15 protein-coding genes are annotated in these 16,918 nt (G+C 52.8%); 5 read left to right on the plus strand and 10 right to left on the minus strand.

Annotated features, from left to right (window positions below; all coding sequences use genetic code 11):
* Nucleotides 1-126: 126 nt before the first annotated feature.
* Nucleotides 127-957: an alpha/beta hydrolase gene (locus tag GF1_RS09145; RefSeq protein ID WP_267926225.1), complete on the plus strand. Its 831-nt coding sequence runs from the start codon at nt 127-129 to the stop codon at nt 955-957.
* 2 nt (nt 958-959) lie between these two features.
* A complete protein-coding gene (locus tag GF1_RS09150; protein ID WP_267926226.1) occupies nt 960-1,451 on the plus strand; it encodes a deoxycytidylate deaminase in 492 nt (163 codons plus the stop codon).
* Between the two features lie 78 nt (nt 1,452-1,529).
* Here GF1_RS09150 and GF1_RS09155 read toward each other — a convergent pair whose 3' ends face one another.
* Together GF1_RS09155 and GF1_RS09160 are read right to left on the minus strand one after the other, a co-directional pair.
* On the minus strand, nt 1,530-3,095 hold the full coding sequence (locus tag GF1_RS09155) for an ArnT family glycosyltransferase (protein WP_267926227.1): 1,566 nt from the start codon (nt 3,093-3,095) through the stop codon (nt 1,530-1,532).
* A gap of 73 nt (nt 3,096-3,168) precedes the next feature.
* A complete protein-coding gene (locus tag GF1_RS09160) occupies nt 3,169-3,453 on the minus strand; it encodes a lipid-A-disaccharide synthase N-terminal domain-containing protein (protein WP_267926228.1) in 285 nt (94 codons plus the stop codon).
* A 496-nt stretch (nt 3,454-3,949) separates the two neighbouring features.
* On the opposite strand from GF1_RS09160, the gene GF1_RS09165 reads away from it, so the two are divergent.
* Both GF1_RS09165 and GF1_RS16600 read left to right on the plus strand, forming a co-directional pair.
* Nucleotides 3,950-4,627, plus strand: coding sequence for a response regulator transcription factor (locus tag GF1_RS09165; RefSeq protein ID WP_267926229.1), 678 nt, complete (start codon nt 3,950-3,952; stop codon nt 4,625-4,627).
* Nucleotides 4,628-5,160: 533 nt separating this feature from the next.
* Nucleotides 5,161-6,063 carry a sensor histidine kinase gene (locus tag GF1_RS16600; RefSeq protein ID WP_435051710.1) on the plus strand — a complete coding sequence of 301 codons (903 nt, stop codon included), beginning with the start codon at nt 5,161-5,163 and terminating at the stop codon, nt 6,061-6,063.
* On the opposite strand, the gene GF1_RS09175 is transcribed toward GF1_RS16600, so the two are convergent.
* From GF1_RS09175 to GF1_RS09210, 8 genes are all read right to left on the minus strand, one after another.
* Complete coding sequence (locus tag GF1_RS09175) at nt 6,043-7,230, minus strand: MFS transporter (protein ID WP_267926232.1); 1,188 nt, start codon at nt 7,228-7,230, stop codon at nt 6,043-6,045. The genes GF1_RS16600 and GF1_RS09175 overlap by 21 nt on opposite strands.
* Nucleotides 7,227-9,230, minus strand: a complete 2,004-nt coding sequence (locus GF1_RS09180) for a bifunctional DedA family/phosphatase PAP2 family protein (RefSeq protein ID WP_267926233.1) — start codon at nt 9,228-9,230, stop codon at nt 7,227-7,229. The genes GF1_RS09175 and GF1_RS09180 overlap by 4 nt, the downstream gene beginning before the upstream one ends.
* Nucleotides 9,231-9,313: 83 nt before the next feature.
* On the minus strand, nt 9,314-10,378 hold the full coding sequence (locus GF1_RS09185; RefSeq protein ID WP_267926235.1) for a metallophosphoesterase family protein: 1,065 nt from the start codon (nt 10,376-10,378) through the stop codon (nt 9,314-9,316).
* Between the two features lie 85 nt (nt 10,379-10,463).
* On the minus strand, nt 10,464-11,237 hold the full coding sequence (locus GF1_RS09190) for an EI24 domain-containing protein (RefSeq protein WP_267926236.1): 774 nt from the start codon (nt 11,235-11,237) through the stop codon (nt 10,464-10,466).
* A gap of 243 nt (nt 11,238-11,480) precedes the next feature.
* Complete coding sequence (locus tag GF1_RS09195) at nt 11,481-11,774, minus strand: 2Fe-2S iron-sulfur cluster-binding protein (RefSeq protein WP_267926238.1); 294 nt, start codon at nt 11,772-11,774, stop codon at nt 11,481-11,483.
* Nucleotides 11,775-11,956: 182 nt separating this feature from the next.
* On the minus strand, nt 11,957-12,568 hold the full coding sequence (locus tag GF1_RS09200; protein ID WP_267926239.1) for a DedA family protein: 612 nt from the start codon (nt 12,566-12,568) through the stop codon (nt 11,957-11,959).
* Between the two features lie 3 nt (nt 12,569-12,571).
* On the minus strand, nt 12,572-14,374 hold the full coding sequence (locus GF1_RS09205) for a glycosyltransferase (RefSeq protein ID WP_267926240.1): 1,803 nt from the start codon (nt 14,372-14,374) through the stop codon (nt 12,572-12,574).
* A 72-nt stretch (nt 14,375-14,446) separates the two neighbouring features.
* Nucleotides 14,447-15,061: a DedA family protein gene (locus tag GF1_RS09210; RefSeq protein ID WP_353740457.1), complete on the minus strand. Its 615-nt coding sequence runs from the start codon at nt 15,059-15,061 to the stop codon at nt 14,447-14,449.
* 251 nt (nt 15,062-15,312) lie between these two features.
* Between GF1_RS09210 and GF1_RS09215 the strand changes: the two genes are divergently transcribed.
* A complete protein-coding gene (locus GF1_RS09215; RefSeq protein ID WP_267926018.1) occupies nt 15,313-16,704 on the plus strand; it encodes a transposase in 1,392 nt (463 codons plus the stop codon).
* The last annotated feature ends 214 nt before the right edge of the window (nt 16,705-16,918 follow it).

Below are 16,918 nucleotides of genomic sequence, written 5' to 3' on the forward strand. Positions count from 1 at the left end.
TTTACCGGGACGGCCTCACATTTGACCAGCACGCCTGATTCGGCTACTATGGCATTCCATCTGATACGGCCTGCATGAAAAATCCAGGCCCTTTACTCCACACCGAAGAACACCCTGGAGCGATCCATGACTGCAAATCCCCTGGACAGTCCGGAAATACAAAATATACTGTTTCATCCCCGGACCTGTGAAAAGACCCCGATCCCGCCCGGAGCCACCGATATTACGGTCAAGATGGATGATGAGGCCACCATTGGCTGTCGGCTCTTCTCTGCCGGGTTGGAGGCACCGACAATTCTGTTCTTCCACGGCAACGGTGAAATCGTGGCCGATTACGACGAGATCGGTCCCCGGTACGTGGAAGCGGGTATGAACTTCCTGATCACCGATTACCGCGGTTATGGCTGGAGCACCGGCACCCCGACGGCCTCCACCCTGCTGGATGACGCCCACACCCTGTACCACTTCCTCCGGGCATGGCTGAAGGACCAAGGCTACACGGACCAGCTCTTCATCATGGGACGCTCCCTTGGTTCGGCCTGCGCCATCGAGCTGGCTTCAAGCTATAACGACGAGATCAAGGGACTGATCATCGATTCGGGCTTTGCCGAAACCCTGCCGCTCGCCAAGAGCCTGGGCCTGGACCTGGAGGCCATGGGTATCAGCGAAGAGGAGACCTTCAACAATGGCGGGAAAATCGAGTCAGTGACCAGGCCGACCTTTATCCTCCACGGCCAGCAGGACGACCTTATTCCCCTGTGGCAGGCCCAGAAGCTGCATGCCAACTGCGGGGCCCGGTCCAAGGAACTGCAGATCGTTCCCGGTGCCGATCACAATTCCCTGATCGCAGTGGGCGGAATCTATTACTTCAATGCCATCAAGACCTTTGTCGAGAAGGTCACCGGCGCTTCGGACTGGCGCCGCCGCAGAAAAGCGTACAAGGAGCAGCAGAGATAGACATGGTCGGCAAACGAACAGATTATCTTTCCTGGGATGAGTATTTCATGGCCGTGGCTCTGCTGTCGGGCCTGCGCTCCAAGGACCCCAACACCCAGGTCGGCGCCTGCGTGGCCAACTCACAGAACAAAATCGTCGGTGTCGGGTATAATGGTTTCCCCTGGGGTTGCTCAGATGATGAGCTGCCCTGGTCCAGGGAAGGCAATTACCTGGACACGAAATACCCTTACGTCTGTCACGCGGAACTCAATGCCGTGCTGAACTCTATTTCCTACGACCTGCGTGACTGCCGCATCTATGTTGCCCTGTTCCCGTGCAACGAGTGCACCAAGGTCATTATCCAGGCCGGCATCCGGGAGATTATCTATCTCTCCGACAAGTATGCCGATACCGACTCGGTCCGGGCTTCCAAGATCATGCTCGACAAATCCAACACCAGCTATCGCCAGTTCACACCCGATCGGGAATCCATCCTGCTGCATTTTTCACAGTAATCCATGAAGGAAGCAGACCAAGTCCGAAAGATTACTCATCGCTCTGACTGGCACAATGTATCAAAGGGCAGACGACAACTAGCGACGACTTTGCACGGAGACATCGAGTGCCAGCAGCTTCTCTCCTTTTTTCCATTGCTGATAAGCACCACTGAATTGGGCTGCTTGGCAGAGAATCAGCCAGCCATGCTTGAACTGCTGTTTCATAGCTCCATCCTGGAAAAGCCAGTGTCCCCTGTCGCTGGTGAATATCAGGCAGAACTGTTCCGGATTCCTGAGAGACCAGGCAACCTGTTCTCTGAGGGTGCGCATCGGTTTGAGAGGTCTGGTCAAGCGGCCTGCGAACTGGAACTGATCAGATAATTCTGCCGGATACACAGCCACCATCCTGCCCTGCTCCTGCACTTTGCTTATTTTCACAGCCAGGGCTGTCTCGTCGTACAGGGTATGCAGAGGTCTATATAACGCCAGATGAAAAAAAATCATCAGCAGGAGTATTCCCCAGGAAATAGATTGAAGATGTTGCCTGGTTCCGGATGGACGAAAGAAAAGAAAACAGATCGCCACAATAACGGGACCGATGCCGATCCAGGGAGGAAGAAACTTGAGCATGACTGCATCCCTGCCCTGCAGAGGTAGCCAGGGAATGACAGACAGGACCAGGCCAAGAATACCGAGCAAAAAGACCATCGGCCACCGGTCACGGAAGAATTGCACGCCCCGGTCTGTTACGCCTCGGGCTGCCAGCAAGGCCACCGGCGGCAGCAGGGGCAGGCTATAATGAAGCTGCTTGCCACTGATAGCAGAGAGCAGAAAAAAGGAGGGCACCACCGCACTCAGGCAGAAACGTACAGATCTATCAAGACTGAGTCGCCTGCACCCTGTCCAGAAAGAGAGACAGAAAAACCAGGGGAAGAGGATGACCGGAAGCAAAACCCCATACCAGTAGAAAGGCCGCTGGTGCGCAAAGGAATGGACCACACGACCGGCTGTCTGGCCAAAGAGGATGGCTTGCCCGTATTCCACTCCACCGGCCCTGGCCGCCGGAAGAGCCCAGCAGAGAGCAAGGACAGTGCCCCCGGTAACAGCGGCAAGAAGCCCGCCGTACCAGCTTAGCCAGAAACGGTTTCCCTCTCTGCTACTCCACCAGGGTGCAAAGAGGGCCGGCGGCAGAACATACACCAGAATTACCGGTCCCTTGGCAAGCAGGCCCAGCCCTGTTGCAAGCCCAAACAAAGCCCAGCCCATGGCTTTCTGCCCCCTCTCCACCCGCACAAGAGCAAGCCAGGCCAGCAGAGAAAAAAAGACGAGGAGCATGTCAAACATGGTGAGTGTTCCATACAGGCTCCAGATGAACATACCCGTGAGAATATAGGGAACGGCGCTCCTGACTTCTTTATTTTCAGGCCATAACATGGCTGCCAGCCGCATGGTTAGAATTATGCCTGCAAAGCCAAAAAGCGGAGCAGTCAGCCGGGCCGACCAGGCATTGACCCCGAAGAGAAACCAGCCCAGGTGAATAAGCCAGAACAGCAACGGTGGCTTGTGACTGTAAGGCAGGCCGTTGATATGGGGGACCAGAAACTGGTTGCTCTGCCACATTTCCCAGGCAACGGAAAGATAGCGGGTTTCATCTATCGGCACCGGCGGCCTGGCAACGAGGGCCGAAGCCAATAAGAGCGCCCAGATGAGAATCCACTGCCAATCGGTATACGACCTACGCCCTGGCATACGCCTTGACCCTTTGATCTTTTTTGATGAAATGAAGATTGCGGAAATAGATGAGCAAACCGGTGGACTGGCCCAGAATAAACACCGGATCCCTCCGGTACACGGCATAGGAGAACAGAATTGCTCCGCCGACGATGCTGAAATACCAGAATGCCAGGGGAATGATACTTTTCTTCTGCCGCTCACTTGCCAGCCACTGCACAAGAAAGCGGCAGGTAAAGCATGCCTGTCCCAGAAAACCGATGACAAGCCAGATTGTTTCCTTATCCATCACGTATGGTCACCTTTATATGAAAGTCTCATCCCACCATCCGGAGAACAACAGCTTTCATGTTTCGTTGTGCAGGCCGTGCGAGCCTGCATGGGTGTTAGTCATTTCCAGTGAGATCGCCCTGATCAAAAAACTCTGCTCAGGGCTGCTCCCATACATCGTCATCAGATCCTGGTCAGCCAGTCGTGAGAAAAGCACCAGGACAGAAAATCAGTCGCCACCTGTCATGCCGTGAGCTTTACCATGGGAAGATGAAGAAATGATGAAGAGAGGAACCGAAAAAAACAGCGGACCATGGGCCTTTCATCATTTCTTCATGAAAGACTGGTATGGTGGCAATCACACAGGAAAAGAGCGCTTTTTCTCTATCTTGACCAGGGAAACAGGAACATGTTGTATTATCTTCCCAGTTCCATTACGAAAAAGTGATTCTTTTCTGCTATGGCTCCACCCTGCCGCCCCGGTGCGTGACAATGGAGTGGTCTCAGGAGAAACCATGCGAATTCTGATAGTTGACGACGAACCGGAACTGCTGGAACAGATCAGGCAGGCCCTTAACCGGCAGCAGTACACAACAGATACGGCCATGGATGGGGAAGAAGCCCTGGACCGTGCCTTCTCCGATCCCTATGACTTGATCATCCTTGATGTCATGTTGCCGAAAAAAGACGGATTCGGGGTACTTCTGGAGTTGCGAAACGAAAAGATAACCACTCCGATACTGATGCTCACCGCCAGAGGAGAGATTGAAGACCGGATCAAGGGACTTGACCTGGGAGCTGACGATTACCTGGCCAAACCCTTTTCCATGGCTGAACTGCTGGCCAGAATTCGTGCCCTGCTCAGGAGAGGGAACGAGCTCGTTACATCGGTACTGGAAACCGGGAATCTCCGCCTGAACACGGCAACCAGGGAAGTTACACTCAATGACCGGCCGCTCAAGCTTACCCCGAAAGAATTTTCTGTTCTGGAATTTCTCCTGTACAACAGAAATCGGGCTGTATCGCGTTTCAGCATGGCCGAACATGTATGGGGCGATGCCTTTGATCCCTTTACCATGTCCAACAACATCGATGTCCACATTAAAAATCTGCGCCGCAAAATCGGGGATACCGGGGGTGAGGTCATCAGGACGGTACGCGGAGTGGGCTATATAATCAGGGATGATGATTAATGAAGATACGTAACCGAATCACCCTGTGGATTACTGCCAGCGGCCTGGTGGCAAGTCTGCTTTTTTCTCTGGTCGTCTCCTACGAAATGATTGAACAGCCCTACGACTTACTTGACGAGGAGCTGGACATCCAGGCCCATACCCTGATCTCAGGCCTTGAACCGCAATCCGGCAAACTGCAAAGAGACCTCACAGAGAACACCATGCTGTCGTCTCTTACCAGGCCATACTGGATCAAGATTTTCAATGAACAACAGGAACTCATCTATGCCTCGGACATGGTGCGCTTTACCGATCTGCCTCTGGACCCAAAACGCTCCAGATATACTGTCAGCACCACCATGCCCGCGAAAACCATCAACCTGGAACAGGATGACAATGACGAGGTGGCGTTCCGGGTTCGAATTTTCACTATTCCTGTTGCAGGCCATTCCTATCTTGTTCAGATAGCCCGGCCGATAGAAAAGCTGGACGAAGAGATTTTCGACCTGCTGATCTCCCTGCTTATCGGATTGGCTTGTTCAGCCGCTGTTATGGTTGGGCTTGGGTATTATGTTTCCGGACGCATCCTGAAACCGATCAGCGCTATTAACAGTCTGGCCCGGGAGATCACCGACAAGACCCTGGACAAACGAATCCCGCTCGGCAAAAACCGTGATGAACTCTATGAGCTGTCTTCTTCCCTGAACCACATGTTTGACCGTCTGCAGTATTCTTTCCAGCACCAGAAAGAATTTCTTGCCAATGCTTCTCACGAGCTGAAAACACCCATTGCCATGCAACGGTTATTTTTTGATGAAGCGCTGCAGCTCAGTGAGCTGCCCGACAATTTCAGAAAACAGCTTGTGCAGCAAAGCAGGATTCTTTGTCGTATGGATCGGCTGGTGAAAAATCTGCTCGACCTGTCAGCGCTGGAGTTACAGGCAGCCTGTGATCCCGAAGAACTTGATTTAGTGGAACTCACCGCCACGGTTTTCACTGAATTTGAAGATATTATCAGGGCAAACAACATAGAACTCTCCCTCGAGCTGCCAGGGAGCGCTTTCATAAGGGCAGACGGTGAAAAAATCAAACGGGTGCTGATCAATCTCATCGATAACGCCATCAAATACAACCATCCCGAAGAAGGCCGGATAGAATGTCGTATCACAACGGAAAACAAGGGAATATGGTTGGAAATATATAATAGCGGTCCCGGCATGCCGGCTGATCAGTTAGAGCGGGTCTTTGATCAGTTTTACCGGGTTGAAAAATCCCGCTCAACCGCTCTTGGCGGCGCAGGTTTGGGATTGACCATCGTGAAACGGATCATTGAAATGCATGGCGGCACCATCACGATGGAAAGTGAGGCCGGGTCCTGGACCCGTGTCCGTGTTTTTTTCCCAACCCTGCAAACAGACAAAAAACGGAGCGATTCAGCGCCGCTGAACGCGTAGCCTCTGCTCTTTCTGCACTGCGACGAGAAGAACGATCGATCCGGCCGCTATGAGTGCGTCCAGCAGAAACGCCTGCGCTGATCCGAAGATCTGCCAGACAGTGCCAAAGAGCAGGGCCCCGGGAAGTGCGGCCAGGCCGACAACCATGTGATAGAGGCCAAAGGCCGTTGCCCGTTCCCGGCTTCGTGCGAAATCGCCGACCAGGGCGCGTTCCGCACCTTCTGTTGACGCAAGCGCGGCAGCATATCCCAGAAACAGCATCCACACGATAATCTGGTTGGTCAGGCCACAGGACCAGGCAAGGGCCAGAAGAAGAACAATACGCAATGACCAGCCGACCAGCAGAACCGCCAGTCTGCCGAAACGATCCGACAGACACCCTGCCGGTCCGGCGACCACGGCCTTGACCGCACTGGCGGCTGCCCATAACAGAGGAACCCAGGCAACCTGCAGGCCCTGATCGCTGGCCCAGAGAACAAGAAAGGCCTCTGGTGCACTGGCCAGGGCAAGCCCGCCGGCAGCAAGGATCATGCCACGCAGACGTTGATCCAGAACAGACCATCGCAGTGGCGGAAGCCGGGTAGGTCTGCCGGCTGCCGGTGTATCCTCCAGGCCAAAATACAGCAGCGCAATAACAAGGATTCCCGGTACGAGAGACCAGAAAAAGACATGTTGCATGCCCATGCCGCTGCGCAGCAGCAACCAGGCACAAAGAGGACCCAGCATGGATCCAGCATTATCCAGGGCCCGATGAAAACCAAAGGCACGACCGCGCCGGGCCGCATCGATTGACCCGGCAATAAGCGCATCCCTCGGAGAAGTCCGCAACCCTTTACCGACCCGGTCCAGAAACCGCAGAACCAGTACCCAGCCCCAACCAAGCGCCAGGCCGATCAGAGGACGGGCCGTGTTGGAGACGGAGTATCCCCCCAGCACCAGACGCTTATGGTTCCAGCCCCTGTCCGCCATCCGGCCGGAATAGAGCTTGAGCAGACTGGCCGTGGCCTCGGCGACACCTTCCACAAGGCCCACCACCGCGGGTCCTGCCCCAAGCGTGGCGGTCAGGAACAGGGGTAACAGAGGCGTGATCATTTCACTGGCCGTGTCATTTAAAAAGGACACAAGCCCGAATATGATCACCGTGCGCGGCAGGAAACCTGTTTTCATGGTTGCCTCTTCACCGCGCTGTAGAGCAGAAGCACCTTGTCTCCCCCGGGTCGCCGGACCAGTTTCCGGCCAAGATCGAGATGCTGTGCCAACACGTCCGGCGAAACATTTTCAACTGTTCGCGGCAGGTTGATAATGTACATGTAGTTTCGCACCGTCATCCGGCTCAGCGTTCCGACCCAGAGCGGTGTTGTATTATCAAGACGTATATCTGCCGGCCATAAACGCAGCACCAGTAAATCATGGGGACTGGTGGAAAGTGCATGTATGAGCAGCAGTTGTTCATGCCGGCCGTCATGCACCTGGGGCAGGATGGGCAAACTGAACGGATCAGGATCGGCAAGCAGCCAGCGCAGGCCTGTCACCACGGTCAGGGGAACAGGTTGCCGCCAATCCCGGGCAAGAAGCATTTTTTTCAGTTTGTCGAGATCCCCTGCATACTGCAGATTAAACACCTGCTCTTTTTCTCCCTCCAGATCCAGCCGGGCCACGGGTAACTGCTGCCAGCCCTCTGTCTGCCACACAGATGTCGGCATGGTGCGCACATCGTGACGCAAGGCATAGCGAAGTTTATTCCTGTTAAATCCACTTGACCAGTGTACGGTGGCAGCCAAAACAAGAACCGTCAGGCAGAGAGCCCACAGTCCCCGGTAGGCACAGGAACGGGTGGGGACATGGTTGAAATAGGCAACCGAGAGCAAAATAAGCCAGGCTGTGCCGAGGCAGAAGCCACCGACCACATCAGAAAGCCAGTGCGCTCCAAGATAGAGGCGTGACGCGCCTATCCCGGTAATCAACACCAGAGCGAAACTCACCGGCAGCCAGCGCCTGTCCGGGCGCAGTTCCCGGCTGCAAAGCAGGGCAAGAAAGCCGAAGATGATCACGCTGATGGTGGCGTGATTACTGGGATAAGCCCAGCGGACCGCACCCTGGTACATATCCACTGGTCGTGGAATGTGGGTAAGAGTTTTCACAGCGGTAACAAGGAAAAATCCTCCCGCCACGGTGATAGCGAGATAAAGCGCCGAATAGCGGTCTTTTCGCCAGAGCAGCCAGACCAGGGCGGCCAGGGTCAGCGATCCAGTGACAGCGGCGTCACCGAGCATGGTTATGGCGACCATGATGGTATCGCCCCAGGGCGTACGCAGGCCCTGGAGCAGGTGATAGACCGATTGATTGACCTGCACCAGAGGATCGCCGGTGACCACATCTTCAGTTATGCCGAAAAAGAGCCAGAGTGAACCGACAAAGACCATGGCCAGCAACACCAGCAGCCGCAACATGGATTGATCCCGGTCAAGGACACCGCCCTTCAGCCAGCGCTGCAACAGGGGCAAACGCTGCAGCAGCACCAGCAGTTTTTTCTCCCAGGCCGGAAAACGGTTCAGAGCAAAACGAAGGAGTCTCCGGGAGAGAAAAAAGACCATCCATCCGCCAACAACACTGACACCGATCAAGATGGCGAGACGTTTGGCCACTTCGCCTGCCAGAGCCAGTGAGGCTCCAAAAGCCATACCTGGCAGCAGATAGGCAGGCGCCCAGCCAAGGGCAGAAAGCACGTTGTAGAAAGTGAAGTGGACCGGATCCATGCCAAGCATTCCGGCAACCAGGGGGATAACGGGCCTGATTGGCCCGATAAAACGGCCAAAAAAGACGGACTTGCCTCCATGGCGGTGAAAAAACGATTCTCCCCTGGCGAGCATATCCTGGTGTTTCGCAAAAATACGTAACGAGCGAATATTGTCTTTATAATAATGACCCAGCCAGTAACTCAGACCGTCGGCGAGCACTGCTCCAAAGACCGCCCAGGCCATGGTTGGCCAGAAGGACAAGGCCCCGGTGGCAATCAGGGCGCCTGCCGTCAGCATTAAAGCCGCACCGGGGACCAGCAGGCCGATGACCGCCAATGATTCGGCAAAGGATGTCAAAAAAATGACCAGCCCGGCCAGATTTGGATGCTTGGCTATCCCTGTGGTGACAGTGGTGAGCAGTTCAGTCATGGTTGCAATTTTTTCTCAGCCCGGATGTATCTGCAAATCGAGTTGTGGGTTGTGAGCTAGCTGAGCTTCAGTGGTCATCAAATTTATTTTTCCGCCCCAGCGGGTCTGCGATGTTTCCGGTGGTAGAGAAACTCCAGCATCCCGTCAACGGCAAGCGTCAGGATAAAAAATCCCATGAGTACATATTTCATATAGATCCTGCCAAAGGTCAAAAGGTAGAGTCCGGCAAGATGCATATATTTTTTCATACCGGAGTAGGTAATATTCCTGTCTATTTTGACCAGCTCGGAGGTAACCTTCTGCTCCCCGACAGTGACCCGGACATAATGATAGAATGTATGCTCCGGGTCCTTGCCCACCAGCTCGGCTCCTGCACCGCCACTGACGATGGTATGCAGCCCGTGGATTGTCTCGTCATACCAGGCATGAATATGCGAGGTAAAAAGTGTGGTAACCCTGTAGCGCAGAAACAGGTCCTCAAGTCGGCGGGCCACATCCGCGTCTTTCAGGGCATGGGCATAGCGGACAAGCGCCCCGGGTTTATCCCTGGGATCCCAGAGCGGCACATGCATGAAGACGAACCGGTATTTGTACCGAAGTCCGTCTTTAAGCTCTTTTTCAAGCCAGGCCTCCTGTTCATCGCCAAGACTCGTCTCATTGCTGTTATCAAGGAGGATAAATTTAGCGTCACCAAGGACAAAGGAATAGTACATCCGCCCGAAGATGTGATAGTACATATCCATGTTATGAAAGGCCACATCATGGTTTCCGGGCAGGGTCAGGTTGGGGATCTGCAGTTCACGACGCTGATCAAGGTATTGACGGAAGGTATCACGGTCCGGATAGAGCACCAGATCGCCGCCGATAATGGCAAACTGTAACGTCTGGTCATTATTGAGCTTGCGGACAACATCGCTGAAGACCGGACTGTTCTTGGCATCAGCGAGAAAGGCAAAGGTGAGGGGTCCTTTCTCATACCGCTGCTCTATCCTCTGCAGGGCCTGAAAATTCAGGTCATGATCTTCAATAGGAAAAAGATCGGCTATTTCAATATATGCCCAGAAACAGAGGATAAGAACAATCAAGAGCAGCCGAAACCAGGTCCGGCGACGAAAATAGATCGTAGTCAGTCGGGTAAGTTTTTCCATAGTATCAAGTTGTAATTGCTGAAATTATAGTCCTGCAGATTGAAGGAATCAGCTGTCTTCTCTGAAGGTGGCTGGCTTTTATGCATCAGGAAAGCTTGATCCCGGGCTGTTCTCCATTCTGTACGGCTATAAAATTCAACGTTGTGTGGATGGTAAACAATGGAAAAAGCAGGGCCATACAGAAGATATTGATCACCGGAATCATGCTGATGAAGGCAGGGAAAATCCCGAGCCGGAAGGAGTGGATGCGGTACGTTCGCACCCAGTCAATTTTCTTTCCCAGGGTCCAGCGATGATTGGAAGCGGGATAATCGATGAACATCAGGGCAGAATAAAAAACATAGATCAGAAAGACCAGAGCCTGACCGACAACCGGGATGCAGTTTACCGCCAGGGCAACCATGGTGACCAGGATACCAATCGCGCCGATCTTGCATCCTTCCCACAGGTCGATGAGTACACCGGCCGGTGTGAATCCGTCCGTTTGCTTAACCTGACGGCCCAGATAGATCTTTTCTGCTGCTCCGCTTAAAAAGACGTATCCGGGCGTGGTAAGGCAGTAGGCGGTCAGAAAGGCGAGATAGAAGGCAGCAATGCGGGTGATAATAAGAAAAAGATATTTGACCACCAGCCAGCCCTTGCCGACCAGCCAGCCCCAGATACCGGTGATATCCGGAGGCTGCTGGAAAAAATGACCGGTCAGACCATCGATGAGGTGTATCGCCTCAAGGTAGCCGATCCAGGTCAACGCCACGGTGATTGCCACGAGCAATATGCTCCATCCCAGAAGACGGAGATGACGAAAAAGAAACCCCATGGAATAGGTCAGGGGAATCCATTGCCTCTTATGGTTAATCACCCTGCTCCTCCTTTTCTCGCTCTCCGGATTGATGTGTCAACGTATCTTCCTCCATATAACGTACGGTTATGGAAACAATTCTTTGTATCCAAATTCTGTATCCATCAGTTAATGGGGCAGAACCTGTTCCGGAACGTGTGCAGGCAATGCCGGAACCAGATCTCTAGCTTGTTTTACAAGGAGTTGTAATCCCCAGAAGCACAGGCATACTGCCGGCTCAAAAAAGGGGCTTCTGCCCGGGACCTATGAGCCAAAATTAATAATTTCTATTGCAACATCTCTTCCAATGTATGTTTGACAGGCCAGCCGCATGTTCTCATCTGCGCCAATCGCCTCAAGTCTTTTCGCTTCCCGAGAGTTTACAGGACTCAAAAACTGCTGCCCTTCCAGGACACGGACTACGCATTTTCCACACATGGCTTTGCCACCGCATACTGTTTCAATCGGAATACCATGTGATTGCAGTGTGACCAGGATGGAGCGAACCATGGTTGTTTCAATGCGCTGTCCAGTGTTCTTAATAAAGATCGATGGCATGTCATTCCTTTATTTTTCAGGTAACAGGAGTTGAGTGCGCGTTGGTACTCCATCATGGGATACCAGTGCGTGGTGTTTAAGGTGCTGAACCACTCAAGTCTCTCCTCCCCTGGCGCCTCAGTGCCTTTGCGCCTTATCGCTTAATTCGGGCTGGGTTTCAGTGGTGATCAAAAATAATACAGTCATGCAGCTGACCGTTTTCTCCTGTACAGCATGACAAAGGCAAAAACAAGGAGCAGAACCGCTGCCACGTACTTCTGCGCCAGATGCATGACTGTTTCGTAATTCCTGCCAAAAAGGTAGCCTACCAGAATAAACTCGCCTATTCCCACAAATACGCCTGGTACATTGAACAGGATGAATCGTTTAAATTCCATCTGAAAGACGCCTGCCAGGGCCGGGGTAATCCAGGAAAAGGGGCCGCTCAAACGGGCCAGAAACACGGACCAGGGGCCATTGCGCCGGAAAAAGGCCTCACCCCTTTTATAATTCTCTTGGGTAAACACCCTTCTCAGCAGAGGTTTTTCACTGAAATGCGCAAAGAACGACTTGCCGTAGCGCCGACCCAGAAAATAGCTGGTGGTGTCACCCAGGATGCCTCCGGTATAAAATAATGCGGCGACAATCCAGATGTTGAGTATGCCCATACCCGCCAGAATGGGGCCGGCCAGAAAGATAATTTCCCCATAAACAAAGAGTGAACAGGGAAACACCGTCTCGATATAGGCACCTGCCAGGAGAACAGCATAGGCAACATGCTGGTGCTGTTCCAGAAAGAGAAGAAAAGATTCCACGTTTCACCTGATGACCAGGTAACTTTTGCCTTTTTTCATAGAGACAGGCTGCATGGCCTGATACCACCAGATGAGCGTCTGTTTGAGGTAACCCTGTTTTTCGAAGCGCCGGGCAGAGGTTGCGGCCTTGTCTGTCTGCAGAAAGAAAAAATCCCCATACCGGCGGGCCTGCCTGATATAATCCAGATCTTCGGCATAACTGAGCTGCTCGTCATAGGCTACCTGCGAAGCCACCTCGGCCCGGACTATCTGCAGCCCATAGGAGGTACGGCTCAGCCGGTGGCCCAGATCGTACAGGCTAAACCAGAACCGTGCCTTGGCAGAAGAGGTATCCGATGGTTTAAGCGCGGTAGTGCCGATCGCCAGGTTATCGGCAGCGTGTTTGCCAAGATACCTGTCCAGCTCACGAAGAAAACCCGGTTCAAGACGGGTATCGGCATCGAGAAAAACAATCCAGTCACTGTCAGGACTGGCCTGGGCAAAACCCGTATTTCTGGCCCGGGAAACGCCTTTTTCACAGGTCAGAACAGATAGATTTTCATGTATTGCCGCATAACTGCTGGCTATCTCCCTGGTGCTGTCAGTGGAGCCGTTTTCCACCACAATGATTTCATAACAGTCTACCGGATAGTCCTGGCTGACAAGGTGGTTCAGGGTTCCTTCCAGGTAGTGTTCCTCATTATGTGCAGGAATTATGAGAGAAAAGCGATTGCCACCGAGATGTTTCTTCACCTCGTCATGGACTATTTCCAGACTTTTTTCCGTTTTCCAGGGAGGGATGAAACGGTCAGTCTGCTGGATTTCTTCCACCATGGCGGGGAGATCAACATGTTTTTGCTCCCTGCCGGTGACATACCACTGTTTTTCACCCAGGAAATCCGCCAGATATTCCTGCTCGGTCTGTTTCGGCGTGGCAAAGAGCACGGCCTGTTTATCCATTTCTGCCAGATCCATGACCGTGGTGTAGCCTGAGCGGGAAACAATCAGCCGGGCCTGATTAAAGAGCGTGTTACGCTGGCTGCCCGTAACCACCGGATAGATGGTGATATTATAGTCGGGCAGACAGGTCACCTCCTCGGTGCTGGTGTCTCCCAGGACAAAGACCTTGGTGCCTGCCAACCTTTTTGCCTGCTCGAGCAGTTTACCGATAAACGACTCCCTCTGATGCTCAAGATACCCGCTGATGATGAAGAGGTAGTCAATCTCTTCTCTGTCCTGTTCACGGGTATAGGCGGAAAGGACACCGATCCAGTTATGTTTCAGTTTATCGGTAACCCTGTTATGGGACAGTCTGCCGGACAGACAGGTTTCCATCTCAGGAAAATCAGGGATGAAAACCATGTCAAACCGGCGCAGATACCTGCTGTTTATCCAGTCAACGATCGGACGGAACAGTCCCAGTCCCCTGGGCATGATGAAAGAAATCTGGTGGGAAATGAGAAAGCTGGGTATCTGGGTCGAACAGATTCCATAGCGGCCATCGGAAATAATGCAGGCATACTGATGCTGCCGCTCTCTGATGAAGTTCCTTTCACGGCGGATAAGGCGGGCGGTGGTGAACAGATCGACAACAAGATAATAAAAATAGGCAAGCCCCGAGCCCCGCTCGAGCTTTGGATAATCCTGCAGTTCAATGAAACTGACGTGGTGCTCCCGAAGTTCCTGCCTGAGGAAACGCAGGCCATTGCCATGGGAAAGCACGCTGACGTGCCAGCCTTTTACGAGAAACGATCTGATAATTGGCAAAGATCTGGTCGCGTGGCCCAGCCCCAGCGAGCTGACAGCAAAGAGAACGTGATTTGGCATTGTTATTTTTTTCGTGTTACCCTCGAGCATTGAGAGCAGACATATAATAAAATTTCCAGCAATCTATGCTCACTATTCTACACGACCGGATTTTCCTGTATTGCACCAAAAAATATAAACCGACACAACCACCAGGCAGATAGCCAGTACTCCGAGCATGATCTGGTGCAGATACCGGCTGATCAGTTCCTGATTGTTACCTATCCAGTATCCGACCATGGCGAGAATGAGTACCCAGATGCCAGCGCCGAGTGCAGTGAAGATGGCAAAGATTGACAGATTCATGCGCGCCAGACCGGCAGGCAGGCTGATATACTGTCGAATGCCGGGTAACAGGCGGCCGACGAAGGTGGATATATGCCCGTGCCGGGAAAAAAAATAATCTGCCTTGTCCAGGTTTTTTTCACTGACGAGAACATAGCGGCCATACTTCTCAAAGAGCGGCCGCCCCCACCTGCTTGCCAACCAATAGTTGAACAGGGCCCCCAGCAGACTGCCGCCAATACCGGCAAAAATGACCAGGCCCAGTGACATCTCTCCCCGCGCTGCCAAATAACCGGCCGGCGGCATAACGACTTCACTGGGAAAAGGAAAAAAGGACGATTCCAGAAACATCAGAATAACGATGCCGGAATATCCCCATTGGCCGACCGTCTGTACAATCCAGTTGATAATATCGTGCAACATGATGTGGCGTGCAGCAATTCCCGGACAAGCCTGAAACGTAGGTATAGCGTGAAATCTTACGACATTTTTCGTAAACTTTTTATCCAATCCAGAGGATCGGACCCAACATGCAAATATCGACGGTGTCATCATAACCTACTGGAATAACGACGATAAAAAACAAGATCCCGGTTATTTTTTTCTTGACAAGGCCTTGAAAGGGCGGTTCGCGTTTTTCTATGTGATTTCAATTAGTTGCATAGGAGAACGCCATGGACCAAATCAAACTCTACAACGTGGAACGTATTGTCAGCCTCATCACGGATCAGACCAAAACGGTGCGAAAGCATTGCAATGCTGATAACTTTATCCGAGTATTGCGCCGATGTTTTCAGGCGATCCCTGATCACCGCCAAGTCAGCAAAACGAGCATCTCCCTCGATGATGCTCTCATGTCAGCATACGCCATGTTCTCCCTCAAGGATCCCTCGTTGCTGGCTTTTGAAAATCGACGTCTCAACGAGGCCGAAAATCTGCGTGCCGTATTCGGTATCGAAAACATCGCCTCCGACACCCAGATGCGGGAAATCCTCGATCCTCTTTCGCCGCGTGAATTCAGATCAGGTTTTACCGCGGTATTCCGCATCCTCCAGCGCGGCAAAGACCTCGAAGCCATGACCTGTCTGGATGGACACTACCTGATCAGCGGTGACGGTACCGGTTTCTACTATTCGACAAAAGTCGGCAATGATTTCTGCCTCAGAAAGAAACAGGAAAACGGTAAACATGCCTACTACCAGCAGATGTATGGAGCAGCCATTGTCCATCCTGACAAACGGGAAGTCATTCCCTTCTGTCCCGAAATGATCAGCAACCAGGACGGCACCAGCAAGCAGGACTGTGAGCGGGCTGCTGCCCAGCGTTTCTGGCGAGAGTTCCGTCGCGAACACCCTCATCTTCCAGTCATCGTCACTGAAGACGCTCTGAGCAGCAATGCACCGCATATACGGGAGCTCAAGGCCTTGAACCTGCGTTTCATTCTTGGTGTCAAACCAGGTGACCATCAGTTTCTGTTCGAGCAGTTCGATGCCTCTGTCGAGACGGGTAAAGTGACGGAATTCAACATGGATGATCCCAGGGATCCAAAGAAATATCATGTCTTCCGCTACGTCAATGGCCTGTCCCTGAACAAGTCCAACCAGGATCTGAAGGTCAACCTGCTCGAGTACTGGCAAGCTGACGACAAGGGCAATGAACTGCGGTTTGCCTGGGTGACCGACCTGGAGATCACCAGGGAGAACGCCTATGAGATCATGCGGGCGGGCCGGGCCCGGTGGCGTATCGAAAATGAGACGTTCAATACCTTGAAGAACCAAGGGTATCATCTGGGACACAACTATGGCCTGGGGGCACAACATCTTTCAATGGTATTCACCACTCTGATGGTGCTGGCGTTTCTGGTTGACCAGGCTCAGCAGCTGGGATGCTGGCTTTTCCGCAAGGCCTGGGAAGAGTCCAGAAGCAAACGTCAGCTCTGGGAGAATGTCCGTAGTCGATTCAGGGAACTTCCTGTAGACTCGATGGAAACACTCTACCGGAGCATTGCTTTTGGCATCAAGGGGTACGTCGTCGAGGTGATCGAACCTGACGATGTGATGACCTGACCCGCCGTCAATCGGTGGGCTATATCAAAGAGCACGACCTGCCGCAAACAGGAGCGGCAAGGTAAGGGTGCAACTATGCTTAATTGTCAGGATATATCCCTTTTTTGGTTAACAACTTGGCGCATGATGGCGTGATCAAAGCGAAATAGCTTTACCGTCCCCCTTGGGTGAACATAAATCTGCGCCTACCATGGCTCAGAATGCCCTTCACCGG

The sequence above is a fragment of the Desulfolithobacter dissulfuricans genome (assembly GCF_025998535.1).
GTDB lineage: Bacteria > Desulfobacterota > Desulfobulbia > Desulfobulbales > Desulfobulbaceae > Desulfolithobacter > Desulfolithobacter dissulfuricans.

Excerpts from the sequence above, each read along its gene's own strand:
- GF1_RS09145 (WP_267926225.1), top strand. The coding sequence starts at position 127 with ATGACTGCAAATCCCCTGGACAGTCCGGAAATACAAAATATACTGTTT.
- GF1_RS09150 (WP_267926226.1), top strand. The coding sequence starts at position 960 with ATGGTCGGCAAACGAACAGATTATCTTTCCTGGGATGAGTATTTCATG.
- GF1_RS09160 (WP_267926228.1), bottom strand. The coding sequence starts at position 3,453 with ATGGATAAGGAAACAATCTGGCTTGTCATCGGTTTTCTGGGACAGGCA.
- GF1_RS09165 (WP_267926229.1), top strand. The coding sequence starts at position 3,950 with ATGCGAATTCTGATAGTTGACGACGAACCGGAACTGCTGGAACAGATC.
- GF1_RS16600 (WP_435051710.1), top strand. The coding sequence starts at position 5,161 with ATGGTTGGGCTTGGGTATTATGTTTCCGGACGCATCCTGAAACCGATC.
- GF1_RS09175 (WP_267926232.1), bottom strand. The coding sequence starts at position 7,230 with ATGAAAACAGGTTTCCTGCCGCGCACGGTGATCATATTCGGGCTTGTG.
- GF1_RS09180 (WP_267926233.1), bottom strand. The coding sequence starts at position 9,230 with ATGACTGAACTGCTCACCACTGTCACCACAGGGATAGCCAAGCATCCA.
- GF1_RS09185 (WP_267926235.1), bottom strand. The coding sequence starts at position 10,378 with ATGGAAAAACTTACCCGACTGACTACGATCTATTTTCGTCGCCGGACC.
- GF1_RS09195 (WP_267926238.1), bottom strand. The coding sequence starts at position 11,774 with ATGCCATCGATCTTTATTAAGAACACTGGACAGCGCATTGAAACAACC.
- GF1_RS09205 (WP_267926240.1), bottom strand. The coding sequence starts at position 14,374 with ATGCCAAATCACGTTCTCTTTGCTGTCAGCTCGCTGGGGCTGGGCCAC.
- GF1_RS09210 (WP_353740457.1), bottom strand. The coding sequence starts at position 15,061 with ATGTTGCACGATATTATCAACTGGATTGTACAGACGGTCGGCCAATGG.
- GF1_RS09215 (WP_267926018.1), top strand. The coding sequence starts at position 15,313 with ATGGACCAAATCAAACTCTACAACGTGGAACGTATTGTCAGCCTCATC.